This window comes from Methanoculleus sp. DTU007 (assembly GCF_001512385.1).
Taxonomy (GTDB): Archaea; Halobacteriota; Methanomicrobia; order Methanomicrobiales; family Methanoculleaceae; genus Methanoculleus; species Methanoculleus thermophilus.
Map to the genome: position 1 here is coordinate 19160 of NZ_LFRO01000036.1, position 15508 is coordinate 34667.

The window sequence follows — 15508 nt, forward strand, 5'->3', positions numbered from 1 at the left end:
GCGCAGGTGGCGAAGATCCCGCCCTCAAACTCCACGATCGGTTCATAGAGCCCGTTCTTCTCGATCAACCGGGAGATCGTCGTCGACTCCCCGCCCGGGATCGCAAGGGCGTCGAGGTCCGCAAGGTCTGTGGGCTTCCTGACTAAAACGACCTCCGAGCCCGGTCTCTCCGCGAGCGCCTCCCGGAACGCCGCAGCATGCTCGGCGACGTCGCCCTGGAGCGCGAGAACCCCGACCTTAACGCCCACGGGTCTGCAACACCTCTTCTGGACGAAGTGTACGGATATCGATGCCCTTCATCGCATCCCCAAGACCCCTGCTCACCTCGGCAAGGACCTTTGGATCGTCGTAGTGGTTCACCGCCTCGACGATCGCCCGGGCGGTCGCCTCGGGGTTTGCGGACTTGAAGATGCCCGACCCGACAAAGACACCGTCGGCCCCAAGGTGCATCATCAGCGCCGCGTCGGCAGGCGTCGCGATCCCGCCGGCGGAGAAGTTCACGACGGGGAGCCGGCCGCGCTCTGCGCACTCGATGACCAGGTCCGCCGGCGCCTCGATATCGCGGGCCCGGTCGACGAGTTCCTGGCGTGAGAGACCCTGCAGGCTCCGGATCTCGCCCATGATCGCCCGCATGTGGCGGACCGCCTCGACGACGTTGCCGGTCCCGGCCTCGCCCTTTGTCCGGATCATCGCCGCTCCCTCGTTGATGCGGCGCAGCGCCTCCCCGAGGTTCCGGGCGCCGCAGACGAATGGCACGGAGAACCGGGTTTTATCGATATGGAACTGCTCGTCCGCCGGGGTCAACACCTCGCTCTCGTCGATCATGTCCACACCAAGCGCTTCCAGGATCTGCGCCTCGACGAAGTGGCCGATCCGAACCTTCCCCATCACCGGGATGGAGACCGCATCGATGATCTCGATAATCTTCTGTGGATCGGCCATACGGGCCACGCCCCCGGCTGCCCTGATATCGGCCGGGACTCTCTCAAGCGCCATGACGGCGACGGCACCGGCCTCTTCGGCAATCTGCGCCTGCTCTGCGTTGACGACGTCCATAATGACGCCGCCTTTCTGCATCGACGCAAAGCCGCGCTTGATCAGCTCGGTGCCAAATCTCAGTTCCTCGAGTTTCATTACTTCTATGTATAGCACATGGACCACAATAAAAATAGTGCGGCGATCTCCCCAATCGCAAAGATGACCGTCGCCGCCCGGACCGCCCGGACAATTCCGGCTCCCCCCTCCGCAAGGCTCCGCTCCGGATCCCCGATCGTATAGACGCCGGGCTTCTCGAGCCGGATCCCTACCCCGCCGGCGATGACCGCCATCGGGATTCCGCCGTTGAACCCCGGCCGCTTCTTTCTATCGCGCCGGAGGGCCGCATACGCCGGGGTGAACCGGCCCTTCGCCGCAAAGTAGGCGAGGAGGATAAGACCTGTCAGCCGGGCCGGGATGAAGTTTGCAACGTCGTCGGCGCGGGCCGAAAACCACCCGATCCGGGCCCGCTCGTCGCGGTAGCCGAGCATCGCGTCCAGGGTGTTGATCGCCCTAAAACCTGCGGCTCCGACGAGTCCAAAGAGCCCATAGTAGAAGAGCGGAGAGATGATGCTGTCGACCAGGTTCTCGGTCATCGACTCGTATGCCGCCGAGAGGACGTGCTCGGAATCGAGGTCCCCCGTATCCCGGCTCACCATCATCCCGACTGTTGAGCGGCCCGCACCGATCCCGTCGTCCTCGAGCGCCCGGACGACGGCGGCGACGTGCTCCTCAAGCGACCGCCAGGCAAGACAGACCTTGAGGAGGAAGGGCGCGAGGAGGAGGTAGAGGTACCAGGGGGCCAGATACTCGACGAGCGCAAACGGCGCGGCAAAGAGGGCGACCGTCACGAGAGCGCCCAAAACCCCAAAAAAACGCTCGACGCGGGCCGGGTAGCGGCCCGGGACCCCCCACCACCCGATGAACCGGCCAAGCAGAGCCACCGGGTGGTAGCGGGAGTGCGGGTCCCCGATCAGCCGGTCCACCAGCAGCGACGCAGCGACTACGACCGCTGCCGCAACCATGTGAGAATGACCCCGAGAAGGAGGGCCGCAAACGCGGCGGCGTTCAGGAGATCGATCCCAAGCATGAGCCACAGCCCATAGAGGAGCAGGGCGATCACACAGGGGACGAGGACCGTCGCCGGCGGGAGCGGTATGCCCGGTCTAGCGACCTCCGGGACGACTGGCTCCGGCTCCGGAGCAGGCTCAGGATCGGGCCGCTCCTTGACGACGACCCGGAACTCCGCTCTCTTAGCGCCGTAGCCGGCGATGACCTCGAGAGAGAAGGTTCCGGGGCAGGCGTTCTCCCGGATGGGGATAGAAAACTCCTCGATCTTGTTTACGTAGAGATTCTCGTGGAAGAAGTCGGTGAAGGCCGCGGAGTTTGAGGAGGCGATGGTGATATGGAGCGGCGAACCGTGGTTGATGATATGGAGGACGAGGTCGCTGCCCGGTGTCGCCTCGACCTCGTCCGGAACCGCTATCGCGTTTATCCCGCGGCTATTGAGATGAATCTCCGGCACGGTCTGATCAGTCCTCGCAGATGTTCTGCGGGAGGAGGTTTGGGATGCCCTCGTTGATCGGGTAGTCAACGCGGCATGCCGCGCACCGAAGGGTGCCCTCCAGCACCTCCTCGCCGCGCTCTTCTGTCACCAGGAGTTCCAGGTCCCCCTTACAGACCGGGCAGCAGAGAATCTCCATAAGATCTCTTCTCATAGCTCACTCCGTAGATCGATGATCTGCGAGATCTCGGGGCCCGTCGAGATCAGGGTGACGGGCTTGCCGATATCCTCTTCCGCCTGCGCAATGAAGTCCTTTGCCTTCTTCGTCAGCCGATCGTACTCGGTGACGCCGAAGCAGGCCGGGTCGATCCGGTCGATCCCGGTGATCGCCGCCTGGGTGCAGCCGTTGATCATCGCCGAGTAGCGCGCCATCTCCCCGTCCCAGGTGCCGATGCGGCGCTGCCGGTGGGTGACGGTCCCGAACTCCTCGATACCGAGCTTGTGCGACTGCTCCGCGGTCATCTCGGTCGAGAAGGGGCCCTCGCCGACCCGGGTCGGGTAGGCCTTGAAGACGACGATGACGTCGTCGATCCGGGTCGGGCCGACACCGTTATCGGCGGCGATCTGCGAGGCGGAGGTATCTTTGCTCGTCACATACGGGTAGGTTCCGAAGTAGAGGGAGATCCCGAAGCCCTGGGTCCCCTCGAGGAGGACCATCTCGCCGTTATCGAGAGCGCTGTTGATATCCTGTGCTACGTCGGTGACAAAGTCGGCAAGCTCAGGAACATCTTTTGCCTGCCGGGATGTCCGGAGAACACGGTCTGCGTTCGCCGGGCCGCACCCGGTCCCGGTGCTCCCGATCTTCTTTCTGAGATGCTCGCTCCCCCTGTCCCGGGCGATATGCTCCTCTTCGATGACACCGCACCTGCCGTCGACAAAGATCCTCTCCCGGACGCCGAGCAGGTCGACCTCGTGCAGGAAGACCCGGGGATCAACGAGGACGCCGCTCCCGATCATGAGGGTTGCTTCCGGGTAGACAAACCCCGAGGGGACCATCCTGACACCGTACTCTTTTTCACCAATGCGGACGGTATGCCCTGCGTTCGGGCCGACGCCGCCCCTGGAGATGATGGATGGTCTGTCCTGGTGAGCAATGTGGGCTACGATCTTTCCTTTTCCCTCGTCACCAAAGAACCCGCCGACGATAATAGTACAACTCATTGTTCTATCATGTAGGATGGAGCGATACTGAATGATAAACGTTACAATCTGATACCGGGAGAGCAGCCATCCTGTTTATGTGAAGACGACGCCGGACAACCCATCCATCTCTGCCTGGCAAGGCCTCGCGCCAAAAAGAGCAGCGATCGGCCATAAGATCCAGTACCCAAAGAGCGGAACCGGGTCTGGCCCCGGTACCAATACTGGGGGCCTTCCGCGGGGAGTGCATTGCATATCAGTCTTGTGGATCAGAAGCCTGGCTCCCCGGTCGGTCACTGCCGGATCCAAACCCCTTCATTTCCACTGGAAACTTCATCTTCTCTGCATCCAGGGCTGCCACGTCGAGCATTCTATGAAATGATGAGCCGATCTGTGATCGAATTTAGAACATTGGAGCGCGGACGAGAACCCAATGATCCGCCCGGCATTTCCAGAGGGGGATGCATATCCTGCACGCGTGGGAAAGTGATCCCGACCCCCTCGGAATCGCCGAATAAATCCACATCTCCAGTGGAAGCAAAGGGGTTCTCCTATCGTCATTCCTCTGTCGGACACCGGATTGCCCGTTATTTGAGCATGGATACCGCATAAAAGAGTTGTGATTTGGTCTTGAGAAGACCTGGGGCGCTCTCACTCTTTTGATTCCAGGAAGGCCGCCATGCGGGAGAGGGCCTCCCTGAGATCGTCCCGCGAGACCGCATAGGCGCACCGCACATGCCCGGCACCGGAGGGCCCGAGGACACTCCCCGGGACGACCGCGACATGCTGATCGTGCAGGAGTTTCTCGGCAAACTCGAGATCGCTCATGCCGGTGCTCTCCACCGAGGGGAAGGCGTAAAATGCGCCCTTCGGAACGTGGCAGGCAAGGCCGATCTTGTTTAATCCGTCGACAAAGAGGTTCCGCCGGAGACGGTACTCCCTGACCATGGCGTCTTTCTCGGCCTCCCCGATCCGGAGCGCTTCATACGCCGCGATCTGTCCCATCACCGGGGCGCAGAGCGCGACGTACTGGTGGATCTTCAAGGCCGCGGCGGTGATCTCGGGCGGAGCGCAGAGGTAGCCGATCCGCCACCCGGTCATGGCGAAGGCCTTCGAGAACCCGTTTAAGGTGATCGTCCGCTCATAGAGTTCCGGGATCCGTGCCGGAGAGAAGTGGTCGCCTTCGTAGGTGAGCTCGGCGTAGACCTCGTCGCTGATGAGGAGGAGGTCGTGGTCGACCAAAAGATCGGCGATGCCATGCCAGTCCGCCTCCTGCATCACCCCGCCGGTGGGGTTGTTCGGGAAGTTTACGATGAGCGCCTTTGTCTTTGGGGTGATCTTCTCCGCGAGCGCCTCGGGCGTCAGCCGGAACTCGTCCTCCGCCCGGCAGGGGACGGTGACCGGGACGCCGCCTGCGAGGGAGACGCATGGGACATAGGAGACGTAACAGGGCTCTGCGACCAGGATCTCGTCTCCCGGATCCGTAATGGCCCTAATAGCGATATCGGCCGCTTCCGAGACGCCGCAGGTGACGATGATCTCGTTCTCGGGGTCATACCGGGTGCCGAAACGGGTATCGAGGTAGCGGCTGATGGCGCCCCGGAGCTGAGGAGTCCCCTTGTTTGAGGTGTAGGCGGTCGACCCCTGCTCGATCGAGTAGATGGAGGCCTCGCAGACGCACCAAGGCGTCACGAAGTCCGGTTCACCGACACCCAGGGATATGACGTCATCCATCGTCTGGGCGATATCGAAGAACCGCCGGATCCCCGACGGAGGTATGGCGCGGGCCCGGGCAGAGACGAAATCCCTCAACGCGCCTCACCTCAGAACGAGTACGGGAGACGTTCGACCTCTTCGCGCTCGGCGAAGGTGGTGCCGTTCTCCTTGTAGGTCTTCATGATGATGTGCGTCGCCGTCTCACGGATCCGGTCCATCGGGGCGATCTGCTCGGCGACGAACCGGGCGATCTCATGCATGCTCGGCCCGGTGACCAGGAGCTGGAGGTCGTAAGCCCCGGTCATCAGCCGGAGCGACCGGACCTGGGGGAACCGGGCGATCCGCTCCGCGATCCGGTCGTAACCGAAGTCCCGTTCAGGCGAGACTTTGAGCTCGATCACCGCGGCGACGTTGCCGTCCCCGGCCCGCTCCCAGTCGACGACCGCTCCGTAGCGGCGGATGGCGCCGATCGACTCGAGCCGGCTGATCCGGCTCTTTACTTCCTCTTCGCTCATCTCGGCCAGCACCGCAAGTTCGCTTGTCGGGGTGCGGCAGTTCTCCTCCAGGAGATGGAGGAGGGTACGGTCCTTCTCGTCCATAATCTCACCTGAACATTGCTCTTAAACGATTGATATCAATATCTCTGAGTCTCTGGTCATCCAATCTTGGGTCGCGCGTGACGACTTCCTCGATCTTGCTTGTCGTTGCATCGAACCACATCTCCTTCGTCCGGCCGTAGCGGCCGCGCGAGACGACCCGGGTGTTGATGACCCCGAGCATGTTGAGTTCGGAGATGAGGTCCGTGATCCGGCGGTGCGTCAGGACGTCGAGATCGATGATCCGGGCAATCTCCCGATAGACCACCGTGACCTCACCGCTCGTGAATATCCTCTTGCCCATCCGCTCAAGGATCAGCATCGCATACAGGACCGCCTTGCTCTGGGTCGGGAGAGTGGAGATGCACTCCACCATGCTGTCGGTCTCGATCTTCTCCTGCGCCATCCGGACATGCCGCTCGGTCACGCCCGGTGCATTCTCGCGATCGGCAAGCTCCCCCGAGACCCGGAGAAGGTCGAGCGCCCGCCGGGCGTCGCCGTGCTCCTGCGCCGCGAGCGCCGCGCAGAGCGGGATGACCGTCTCGTCGAGCGCGCCCTCCACGAAGGCCATCTCGGCCCTCTGCTGGAGGATATCGCAGAGCTGCGGGGCGTTGTAGGGGGGAAAGACGATCTCCTCCTCGGAGAGCGAGGAGAGAACCCGGGGGTCCAGGAAGTCGGTGAACCGGAGGTCGTTTGATATCCCGATGATGCTGACCTTCGCAAACTTGAGATCGGAGTTGATCCGGGTGAGGTTGTAGAGGGTATCGTCGCCGCTCTTCTTGACGAGTTTGTCGATCTCGTCGAGGATGATGACCATGACCCCGCCGTTGCTCTCGAGCTGGTTCTTGAGTTCCGCATAAACCTGGTCGGTCGGCCACCCGGTCATCGGGATATGGGCCCGGGTGCTGTCGCTCGGATGCGCATCGGCCTCGTCGAGGCAGTTCGCGATCTGGGCGAGGACACGGTACTGGGTATCGATCACCTCGCAGTTGAGGTGGACGACCTTGCACTTGGTCCCGGCGAGCGCACTTGCATTCTCAAGCTCGGCTCCCACGTACCGGACCGATGCCGTCTTCCCGGTCCCGGTCTTGCCGTAGATGAGGATATTGGACGGGGTCTCGTTTGTGAGAGCGGGGGCAAGAATAGAGGCAAGCTCGTCGATCTGCGGTTTCCGGTGAGGAAGGATCTGAGGACGATAACTGTGGCGGAGAACTTCCCTGTTCTTAAATATACGTCTATTGGTCAGGTATTTTTTGAATAATCCCATTGAGTTGTTCTTATCGTCCGACATGGTGTCACCGGAGGGGGTTACCCGGACAGGAGAGTTTCGTGTCGAGGGCCCACAATATGGTTGTTCTGGAGACTGATAACCCCTTCGTTTCCAGTGGAACGTGGAACCCGATTAGTTGCCAGCAGAACCTTGGCAGATCCGGTCAGGGAAGCTCGAGGTGAGAGGTGATCTGAGGAAGAGGATCGCAGGATCACCCCCACCCCTTTGTTTCCAGTGGAACGTGATGATGATACACCCCCTTGGTGTATCACATTCAAAAGTGATGATGATAGTCATGTGTACCTCTGCAACTCAAAATATAAAAATTAATCGTTAAAGTACAGAGTGAAGAAAACAGGCAAAAAAAGAGTTAAAAGCAGAAATAAGTTTTTTTAAGGCCTAAATGACACAATTGAAACTTGTAGAACGTTGAAACCAGGTAGGATGGAGAGAGACCAGAACTGGATGAAATAACCGGGGAAGAGGAGAAAACCTGAAACGATAGAAAGTGGAGCAGGAGAAGGAAGGATAGGAGCAGAAAGGATCCAGGAGCTTCCCTAGTACGATCCTCTTACCACCGTACGTCTCAGTGGCTCTCATCATCCCTTGGGTCTCATCTCTCTGCTCCTTATCACTCTCGATTACCCCGATGCTCTTTACTCCTCTTCACCGATCTCTTCATCGACTGCACCTCTACATCGTTTTATAATCGACCTATATTCTCTTCTTTTACTGAAATAGACAATAATATCAGACCTAAGTCCAAACGATTCATTCTCAGAGAGCCGATAGCTCTTGGGACCCATATTAGACCTCTAAGTTCCTGTGGAAGATCGCTCTCGATTCTCTTCTCCTGCAATTCTCTCTTCTTCTTCCACGACGGACCGGATCAGTGAATCATGAAAAACTCGATTATCTGCCAGTATAATCAGAATCTAACGTAAAAACACGGTTTTATCCCCTCACCCACCATTCCCCTCCAACCTGCCCTCGCCCTTGCCCTCGTGGTCCCGAATATGTTCCAGTGGAAACAAAGGGGTCAGGGATTCCCCACCTCCTCCGGGAAGATAGAAAGAAGTAAAATACGCGGTATAGGAGTACGGGATGATCTCATGGAGAGCAACCATCTTAAACCCATCACTGTGACCGGTGCCGTCATCACCGTCTCATCGACCCGGAAGCCGGAGACCGATGCCAGCGGGAAGATCCTGATCGACCTCTTTTCGGCCGCCGGTATCGAGGTGACCCACTACGCCGTTATCCCCGACGACCTTGAGCGGATCCGTGCCGAGGTCCGGACGGCGCTTACGCGCGCAAACTGCGTCGTCGTCACCGGGGGGACCGGGCTCACACCGGACGATGTGACGATTGAGGCGGTCGCGCCGCTGCTTGAGAAGACGATCGACGGATTCGGCGAACTCTTCCGGCTCAAGAGTTACGAAGAGATCGGGACCTCCGCCATCCTCTCCCGGGCGATCGCCGGGGTCGTCGGCGGTCGGGCGGTCTTCTGCATCCCGGGCTCAACCAAGGCCGTCACGCTTGCTGCAAAGGAGATCATCATCCCCGAGATCCAGCATATCCTCTCTCACGCCGGGCCGACTCAGCGGTAGACGTCGAGGAGCGCCACCCGCTCGATGACCAGGTCGCGGAACCGGTCCTCGCCGACGACCGCGACCTCCTCGGGCGTGATATCGTAGAGGTCCGCAAGACGCGCCCGCTTCGCGGGATCGATCGTCTCCCAGTCCTCGTCGACAAACCGCACAAGACCGGCAAGTCGGTCGCGGACGCCCGATGCAGGGGGACAGACCGCGATGTAGAAGCGGTTCTCCCCCGGGTGGATCCCAAAGGACGAGGCCACATGGCACTGCCGCGTTCCCGCGGCGTAGAGGAGCGCCTCCATCTCGATCGAGTTCGCTATCGGGTCGCCCCGATTCCACGATCGCCAGGCATGCCGGAGCGCCGCTCTTACGTGCTCGCGCCCGGCCAGGCGGTCGGCGTCAAAGAGGATGATATGGGTTCCGCACTCGTCGGCGATCGTCCTGATCTCGTTTAAGAGTTTGAACTTATTCTCGATCGTAGCGACCGCCTGATAGATATCGCATGCTACTTCTGCCATTTTCTCGTTCACCCGAACCGGGAGAGGGTCGACTGCTCCTCGCTGATCTCCTGGATCTCTTCCCGCACGCCATCAAGCTGCTCAAAGACCTGAGCGGCGATCCCCTGCCCGAGGATCCTGGAAACCTTTTCCTGTCCTGCGGCGCGGAGCGCCTCGATCGAGTCGATGCCGTTGTCAAAGAGCCGGCGCGCCCTGACGCGCCCGATCCCGCGCAGCCTGATGAGGGGCAGGAGCTCTTTCTTGATACCGTGCTTGGTCCGGAGTTCCATCTCCTCGATGGGGCGGACGAGGTGCGGGGCAAAGAGCCCGGCGAGGTGCCGGCTCGCGTGGACCAGCCAGGCGACGCTCTCGACCATCCCGTAGACATCACCGGGACCGACGTTGTAGCGCCGGCAGATCTCGTCCTCGCCGATCTCGTTCACCCAGTCGGCGAGGAGGAGCGCGGTCTTGAGGCTCCGGTCGAACTCTTCGTCGGCGTCCCAGGGGATCTCCATCCAGAGATCGTCACGGTGGTCGGCGAGGAACCGGTCTAGGAGGTACATATCGTCCCGTCGAACGAAGAGCGTCGGCATATCCGGCGTCGAGCAGAGGAGGTGAAGGAGCCCAATATCGGTGTAGTCCTTCTGATCCGCCATCGCCGTCACGATCACCTCCGCGCTCCTCGGATCGATGTAGAGTCGGGAGACGAGCGACCCGTACTCCGTCGGCTCGAGCCAGTCCCCCACCTCGGTGATCATCTCCGCCTCGCGCAGGAACTCAAGCACCCGGTGGACAACCCGCGAGAGCGCACGCTGGCTCTCGCCCTGGTGGGCGTAGAACGTCCCGTCCATGAACCCGAGCACCTCATCGCGCTCCCGGGCGAAGCCTGTCGCGATGAGCGAGAGGATGTGGGTGCAGAGGACCGCCTCGTTTGCGCACCGGCTCCGGACGTCCTCCGCCGGGGCCTCGATGTAGCAGTCGAAGAGCTCCTCGACCATCTCCTCCGACTTCGCGATCAGGACCGCCTCGCCGTAGGGGTCGAGGTGCGGCCGCCCGGCCCGCCCGGCCATCTGCCGGTACTCCCGGACCGGGATCGGGAGCATCCCCTCCCCGGCGCTGAACCGGAGGTAGTCGCGGATGATCACCCGCCTGGCGGGAAGGTTCAGGCCGGCCGCAAGGGTCGGTGTCGAGGCGATCACCTTGATCTCCCCCTCACGGAATCCGGCCTCAACAATCTGCCGCTCTTCCCGCGAGAGGCCGGCGTGATGGAACGCCGCGCCCTGCGCAACACAGGCCGCAAGAGTCTTTCCCATATCGGTCGCGGCGTTCGAGCGGATCCGATCCGCATATCCGGCGAGGACGGGGTTTGCGAGTTTCAAGCCCGAGGCCGCGCGTTTCGCGAACGCTTCGGCGTTCTTGCGGGAGCTGACAAAGACCAGGCACTGCCCTCCCTCCGCGACCGTGTCGAGGACGAGGTCCAGGTCCTCGTACTTGCTCTTTCGTTCGATCTGCCGGACGCGGTCGGCGAACTGGATGCTGTCCTGGAAGAAGACCCCCTCCCTGAGATCGACCGGCCGCCAGTCGCTCTCGATGAGTTCGGCGTCCAGCCACCCCGCAAGGTCGGCAGGGTTCCCGATCGTCGCCGAGAGACCGATGATCTGCATATCCGGGTTTCTGTGGCGGAGTTTCGTGATCACCATCTCAAGCGTCGCCCCCCGAGAGGGGTCGTCGATCAGGTGCGCCTCATCGACGACGAGGAGGGTGATGTCGGCAAGCCACGGCGTCCGGTTCCGCAGGAGCGAGTCCACCTTCTCGCTCGTCGCGACGATGATATCGTTTCGTCCGAGGTAGTCGTCCCTCCGGTCGAAGTCGCCGGTCGCGATCCCGATCCGGAGCCCTTTCCCCGAGAACTCCTGGAACTTCTCGCTCGCGAGCGCTCGCAGAGGAACGATGTAGAGGCACTTGCCGCCCCTCGCCACCTGATGGTGCATCGCCATCTCGGCGACCAGGGTCTTGCCGCTCGCGGTTGGGATGGAGATGAGGAGGTTCTTCCCCGAAAAAAGCCCCGCTTCGACGCACGCGGCCTGAGGCGGGTAGAGTTCGGTGATCCCGCGGCGAGCGTAACTGGCCGCGAGATCCGGCGGGATGGGGAGACCCGCTATCTCCATGTATACCCCTTCATTTCCACTGCAGACTCCATACTGCGCGTATTGTTATGGCCATGGACAGAACCGGCTCGCCCCGGCAATATCACGAATAATACTCCAGCATCTCCCGTTTGGCTTCCTTTTTCTTCCGATCGAGGAAAGCGTAGACATGTTCGTGAGGCACGCCCTGGATCAGCATCTCGATTGCTTTTCGTGCGATCTCGACATGATCGGGAAGACCGATGATCGCAACGGTCTTGCCCTGGACCGAGATCTCCGTGCCGGTCATATCCTCGATCTGGGCGCGGGATGTCCCTGCTTTTCCGATGATCCGGCCCCGGAGCCGCTCGAGCTGCCTACTCGACCCCGAGAGGTCGGCGAGGTCGAGGATATCGAGCATCATATCCTCGTCATCGAGGAGCCGGAACGCGCGTTCCGGCGAGAATCCACGGTTGATCGCGGAGATGACGTTTGTCGCCGTCATCACGTTCACGGGATCCTCCCCCTCGATCGTCACCAATCCTTCTTCGCTGTCGATCCGGAGAGATATCCCAATCTTCTCTTCGATCTCGCGCTTTGTGGACCCGCTCTTTCCGATGAGTACACCGATCCTCGCGGTTGAAATTTTCATCTCCTGTGTGGTCATGATTGCATCCCTTCTCCCGGTCTTGAAGGCTCCCGATATTCGGTCCCGGTGATCGCGCTGATGATCTCCTGTTCATCCAAGATATCGCAGTAGCGGGAGAAATATCGATTAAGGTTCTTGATATCCCGTATCAGGAACGCGGGCGCCCGTGGGTGATCCAGGGTGACCGCCTGTCCCATATCGATCAGGTAGGGTTTCTCGTGATAGAGGATATTGTATTCGGAGAGGTCGGCATGGACCAGGCGCGCATCCCGGTAGAGCCGTTCGATATAGTCGAGGATCTGTCGATACACCGCTCCGTAGTCCTCGATCTCGGCGTTCCGGAGTTGTGGATACGGTAATTCGTCCTCGCCGAGGAATCGCATCAAGAGGATGTTCCGGTCGAACGCGAGGGGCTCGGGGACTGGAATCCCCACCTCATACGCCCGGGCGAGGTTGCTGTACTCTTTCTTCGTCCAGGCGAAGATGATACCCTTCCGCGTCCCGCGGACGCTTGAGAACCGGCGGTCGCCCGCGAGATACTCGGTCATCGCCTTGAAGTTCGCGGTCTGGATGCGGTAGATCTTGATCGCGATCTCGTCTTCGTCGCGCTCGCCATAAAAGACGTTCGCCTCTTTTCCGGTGCTGATAGGCCCGCCGATGGCTGATATCAGTCTCTTATGGACGAGCTTGTAGAGTGCTATCAGGGTGACTTCGTCAAAGACGTCGTCGCGTACCTTCACCGAATCGGCGTCTTTTATTCGGACACCCATCGCCTCTATCTCGCGGTCGAACCGTTCGTACTCGTCTTCGCGGGCCATGATCGGATCACCTGCTGCAGACGTAGTCGTGTACGGGAGCGAGGATATCGATGAGATGTTCGGCGGTTGCCGTCTTTAAGTCCAGGGGATGGATCTCGCCCGCAGCGTAGGCACGCTCCAAGTCCTCGTAGGTATCGAACTCCCGGTCCCCGCCGAACTTCGCGGGCCGGCGGATGGTGACCGTACCCGTCCGGGGGAAGATGTGGTAGCGCAGGATCTCAAGCACCGGGTTGTTCTCGATCTCGGGCGGGCAGAATGCCTTCTTCATCTTCCGCCTGATCTCCTCCTCAGATTCGGCGACGGATATGACGTTTCCTGCCGATGACGACATCTTCTTCCCGTCGAGGCCGTTGATGATCGGCGTGTGGATGCAGACCGGCGCCGGGTATCCGATTGAGGGAAGGTGTTCCCGCGCAAGCATGTGAATCTTTCGCTGGTCGATTCCGCCGACGGCGGCGTCCACCTGCAGGGTCGCGATATCGACCATCTGCATGATCGGATAGACCATCTGCGAGACCATCGGGTTCTCCATCTGCCGCCCGACCTCGTCCATGCTCCTCTTCGCCCGGTTGAGGGTGATTGCCTGGGAGAGTTTGAGGACAGAAAGCTCGTACTCCGGCGTAAGCTGGACGTCCGAACCGAGGACATACTTTGCGCCGCGCAGGCCGAGCCCCTCGAAGCAGAGGCGGTTGTATTCGGCGATCTCCCGGATCTCCTCCATGGTGCCCTTGCGGTTCAAGAAGGCGTGGAGATCGGCGATGAGCACGGTCACCTCGAACCCTGCCTGCTGCAAGTCCATCAACTTGTTCACCGTCACCATGTGGCCGAGGTGGATCTCACCGCTCGGCTCGTAGCCGGTGTAGACCCGTTTGACCGGGCGGTCAATGAGCGCACGCAGCTCCTCTTCGGTGACAACCTCAACGGTATTCCGGGTCACCAGTTCATACGGATCCATTAAAAATAGTGGGTTTGCCGGGGAGTTAATCCTTCTTCCTCCCCCGGTCCGGCCGTTCACCCGATCGCGACGAGACCGAGCGCTTTGTTCGTCATCCGGATGGACTCTTCCGGATCCTTCACGGTTCCCATCAGGGCGCGGATGCAGTCGATGTTCTCGGGGACGACGTCGGCCTCCTGGTGGATGGCCTGGAAGCAGTAGAACTCCTTTCCGTTCAGGACCGAGACCGACTCCTCAAAGACCCCGTTCTCCCAGAGGTCCGTCCGCGGCCGGCCGAGATCCTGGGTGTACTCCCGGAGCTGGGCGTTGCTCTTGATCCCGGTGGCCTTGCGGATGAGCCCAATCCGGCTGTGGTTCTCAAAGACCTTCAGCACCTCTTCGCGGGTGGTCTCCTTCTTTAGGTCCATCTGGATAGAGTGCATGTGCATGAACGTCGTCGGGACGATCATCGCGAGGGTGACGATATTGATGTGCGGGAGGACGGTGTTGACGTCCGGCCCGTGGTGGCTCGGGATGGTCGCCGGGTTGAGGACGATCGCGTCCACCGGCCCCCTCTTGACGTCATCGGGGTCCGCTGCCCGCCGGACCATCACCGCCCGGACCCGCTCGACGCCGAAGGCCTGGTCCATGGCGTGGATGATCCGGACGAGTCCGGTGGTGTTGCACGAGACGACCCGGGCGAACTGGTGCCCTTCGGCCTCTCTGTAGTTTGCGTGGGCATTGAACGAGAACCCGGCGACCTCGTGTTCCTCGCCGCCCTGGAAGATTGCCTTCTTGCCGAGACGCTCGTAGATCGGTCGGTTCTTCTCCCCGACACCCCCCGGTGTGGCATCAACGACGATATCGGCGGCCTTGATCATCGCCTCTACGTCGCCGGCGACCTCAAGACCGACCTTCTCGAATGCCGGCTTCTTTGAGAGGTCCGCGATATAGAGCGGGTAGCCGCGCTCTTTTGCGACGAACGCTTCAGCAGAGACGCTGGTCTTCGAAACCCCTATTACTTCCATATCGGGCTGAACGGCGACCGCATCGGCTACCCTTTTGCCGATGGTCCCAAATCCGTTGATTGCGACTTTGATCATGCATGTTGGAATACAGAACAAAAATTAATAAAGGTTGCTGGTTTGCAGATAGCGAGGATATTCTGGGCTCTTATCAAGATTAGAGGTTTCAAGTGGCCCATTATCATCACTATGCCGCGTAATCTCAAGAACTGGAAGATAATGTTATAAAGCCGAAGCGATCTTGCGCGAGGTGCGGCAGGTCTTATATTGGCTGGCGCCATCTGCATACCTATGGAGAAGCAGCCCATCATTGAGACCGATCGTCTCCTCCTGCGCCCATTCGACCTTGCGGATGCCGCCACGGTTCAACGGCTCTGCGGGGACCACGCCGTTGCCGCGACAACCCTCCTCCCCTACCCCTACCCGGAAGGCCTTGCCGAGATCTGGATCGCCTCCCTCTCCGAGGGCATCGAGCGCGGCGACGCCGCAGGCTTTGCCGTCACGCTTGCCCGTGAAAAGAGGCTGATCGGCGGTGTCCGG

16 protein-coding genes and 1 pseudogene are annotated in these 15508 nt (G+C 60.8%); 2 read left to right on the forward strand and 15 right to left on the reverse strand.

The genetic code is table 11. The annotated features are described in order from the left end of the window. The 9 genes and pseudogenes from ACI94_RS04055 to ACI94_RS04095 form a co-directional block, all read right to left on the reverse strand. Positions 1 to 248: pseudogene (locus ACI94_RS04055) on the reverse strand (pyridoxal 5'-phosphate synthase glutaminase subunit PdxT); the annotation flags it as partial. After that, positions 238 to 1134 (reverse strand): pyridoxal 5'-phosphate synthase lyase subunit PdxS, encoded by an 897-nt coding sequence (gene pdxS, locus ACI94_RS04060; RefSeq protein WP_066957940.1) that lies wholly within the window; start codon positions 1132 to 1134, stop codon positions 238 to 240. The pseudogene ACI94_RS04055 and the gene pdxS, both read right to left, overlap by 11 nt. Positions 1135 to 1139: 5 nt before the next feature. Beyond that, positions 1140 to 2060, reverse strand: a complete 921-nt coding sequence (gene cbiB, locus ACI94_RS04065; RefSeq protein WP_066957942.1) for an adenosylcobinamide-phosphate synthase CbiB — start codon at positions 2058 to 2060, stop codon at positions 1140 to 1142. Further along, positions 2039 to 2560, reverse strand: a complete 522-nt coding sequence (locus tag ACI94_RS04070; protein ID WP_273259071.1) for a hypothetical protein — start codon at positions 2558 to 2560, stop codon at positions 2039 to 2041. The genes cbiB and ACI94_RS04070 overlap by 22 nt, the downstream gene beginning before the upstream one ends. A gap of 7 nt (positions 2561 to 2567) precedes the next feature. Next, positions 2568 to 2753 carry a methytransferase partner Trm112 gene (locus ACI94_RS04075; RefSeq protein WP_066957945.1) on the reverse strand — a complete coding sequence of 62 codons (186 nt, stop codon included), beginning with the start codon at positions 2751 to 2753 and terminating at the stop codon, positions 2568 to 2570. Next, entirely contained in the window at positions 2750 to 3760 is a 1011-nt protein-coding gene (locus ACI94_RS04080) for an adenylosuccinate synthetase (RefSeq protein WP_066957947.1), read from the reverse strand. The genes ACI94_RS04075 and ACI94_RS04080 overlap by 4 nt, the downstream gene beginning before the upstream one ends. Before the next feature lie 630 nt (positions 3761 to 4390). Beyond that, on the reverse strand, positions 4391 to 5551 hold the full coding sequence (locus tag ACI94_RS04085) for an aminotransferase class I/II-fold pyridoxal phosphate-dependent enzyme (protein WP_066957949.1): 1161 nt from the start codon (positions 5549 to 5551) through the stop codon (positions 4391 to 4393). Between the two features lie 11 nt (positions 5552 to 5562). Next, positions 5563 to 6054, reverse strand: a complete 492-nt coding sequence (locus tag ACI94_RS04090; protein WP_066957951.1) for an Lrp/AsnC family transcriptional regulator — start codon at positions 6052 to 6054, stop codon at positions 5563 to 5565. Between the two features lie 4 nt (positions 6055 to 6058). Beyond that, entirely contained in the window at positions 6059 to 7342 is a 1284-nt protein-coding gene (locus tag ACI94_RS04095; protein WP_066957953.1) for an ORC1-type DNA replication protein, read from the reverse strand. A gap of 1091 nt (positions 7343 to 8433) precedes the next feature. Here ACI94_RS04095 and ACI94_RS04100 point away from each other — a divergent pair. Further along, positions 8434 to 8931, forward strand: a complete 498-nt coding sequence (locus ACI94_RS04100) for a molybdenum cofactor biosynthesis protein B (protein WP_066957955.1) — start codon at positions 8434 to 8436, stop codon at positions 8929 to 8931. Here ACI94_RS04100 and cgi121 read toward each other — a convergent pair. The 6 genes from cgi121 to ACI94_RS04130 all read right to left on the reverse strand — a co-directional run bounded on the left by cgi121 (position 8922) and on the right by ACI94_RS04130 (position 15046). After that, the gene (gene cgi121 / locus ACI94_RS04105) at positions 8922 to 9437 is read right to left on the reverse strand and encodes a KEOPS complex subunit Cgi121 (protein ID WP_066958174.1); all 516 of its coding nucleotides are present in this window, start codon (positions 9435 to 9437) and stop codon (positions 8922 to 8924) included. The two genes, ACI94_RS04100 and cgi121, sit on opposite strands and share 10 nt — an antisense overlap. Before the next feature lie 8 nt (positions 9438 to 9445). Further along, complete coding sequence (locus ACI94_RS04110) at positions 9446 to 11584, reverse strand: ATP-dependent DNA helicase (protein WP_066957958.1); 2139 nt, start codon at positions 11582 to 11584, stop codon at positions 9446 to 9448. 82 nt (positions 11585 to 11666) lie between these two features. After that, the gene (locus ACI94_RS04115) at positions 11667 to 12209 is read right to left on the reverse strand and encodes a KH domain-containing protein (RefSeq protein WP_066957960.1); all 543 of its coding nucleotides are present in this window, start codon (positions 12207 to 12209) and stop codon (positions 11667 to 11669) included. Then, positions 12206 to 13009, reverse strand: a complete 804-nt coding sequence (locus tag ACI94_RS04120) for a serine protein kinase RIO (RefSeq protein ID WP_066957962.1) — start codon at positions 13007 to 13009, stop codon at positions 12206 to 12208. The genes ACI94_RS04115 and ACI94_RS04120 overlap by 4 nt, the downstream gene beginning before the upstream one ends. 7 nt (positions 13010 to 13016) lie before the next feature. Next, positions 13017 to 13964: a tyrosine--tRNA ligase gene (locus tag ACI94_RS04125; RefSeq protein WP_066957964.1), complete on the reverse strand. Its 948-nt coding sequence runs from the start codon at positions 13962 to 13964 to the stop codon at positions 13017 to 13019. Positions 13965 to 14020: 56 nt separating this feature from the next. Beyond that, entirely contained in the window at positions 14021 to 15046 is a 1026-nt protein-coding gene (locus ACI94_RS04130) for a type II glyceraldehyde-3-phosphate dehydrogenase (protein ID WP_066957966.1), read from the reverse strand. Positions 15047 to 15259: 213 nt separating this feature from the next. Between ACI94_RS04130 and ACI94_RS04135 the strand changes: the two genes are divergently transcribed. Next, positions 15260 to 15508: GNAT family N-acetyltransferase (locus tag ACI94_RS04135; protein ID WP_286681130.1), on the forward strand; the 249-nt coding region annotated here is incomplete at its 3' end.

Excerpts from the sequence above, each read along its gene's own strand:
- pdxS (WP_066957940.1), bottom strand. The coding sequence starts at position 1,134 with ATGAAACTCGAGGAACTGAGATTTGGCACCGAGCTGATCAAGCGCGGC.
- cbiB (WP_066957942.1), bottom strand. The coding sequence starts at position 2,060 with ATGGTTGCGGCAGCGGTCGTAGTCGCTGCGTCGCTGCTGGTGGACCGG.
- ACI94_RS04075 (WP_066957945.1), bottom strand. The coding sequence starts at position 2,753 with ATGAGAAGAGATCTTATGGAGATTCTCTGCTGCCCGGTCTGTAAGGGG.
- ACI94_RS04080 (WP_066957947.1), bottom strand. The coding sequence starts at position 3,760 with ATGAGTTGTACTATTATCGTCGGCGGGTTCTTTGGTGACGAGGGAAAA.
- ACI94_RS04090 (WP_066957951.1), bottom strand. The coding sequence starts at position 6,054 with ATGGACGAGAAGGACCGTACCCTCCTCCATCTCCTGGAGGAGAACTGC.
- ACI94_RS04095 (WP_066957953.1), bottom strand. The coding sequence starts at position 7,342 with ATGTCGGACGATAAGAACAACTCAATGGGATTATTCAAAAAATACCTG.
- ACI94_RS04100 (WP_066957955.1), top strand. The coding sequence starts at position 8,434 with ATGGAGAGCAACCATCTTAAACCCATCACTGTGACCGGTGCCGTCATC.
- cgi121 (WP_066958174.1), bottom strand. The coding sequence starts at position 9,437 with ATGGCAGAAGTAGCATGCGATATCTATCAGGCGGTCGCTACGATCGAG.
- ACI94_RS04110 (WP_066957958.1), bottom strand. The coding sequence starts at position 11,584 with ATGGAGATAGCGGGTCTCCCCATCCCGCCGGATCTCGCGGCCAGTTAC.
- ACI94_RS04115 (WP_066957960.1), bottom strand. The coding sequence starts at position 12,209 with ATGACCACACAGGAGATGAAAATTTCAACCGCGAGGATCGGTGTACTC.
- ACI94_RS04120 (WP_066957962.1), bottom strand. The coding sequence starts at position 13,009 with ATGGCCCGCGAAGACGAGTACGAACGGTTCGACCGCGAGATAGAGGCG.
- ACI94_RS04125 (WP_066957964.1), bottom strand. The coding sequence starts at position 13,964 with ATGGATCCGTATGAACTGGTGACCCGGAATACCGTTGAGGTTGTCACC.
- ACI94_RS04130 (WP_066957966.1), bottom strand. The coding sequence starts at position 15,046 with ATGATCAAAGTCGCAATCAACGGATTTGGGACCATCGGCAAAAGGGTA.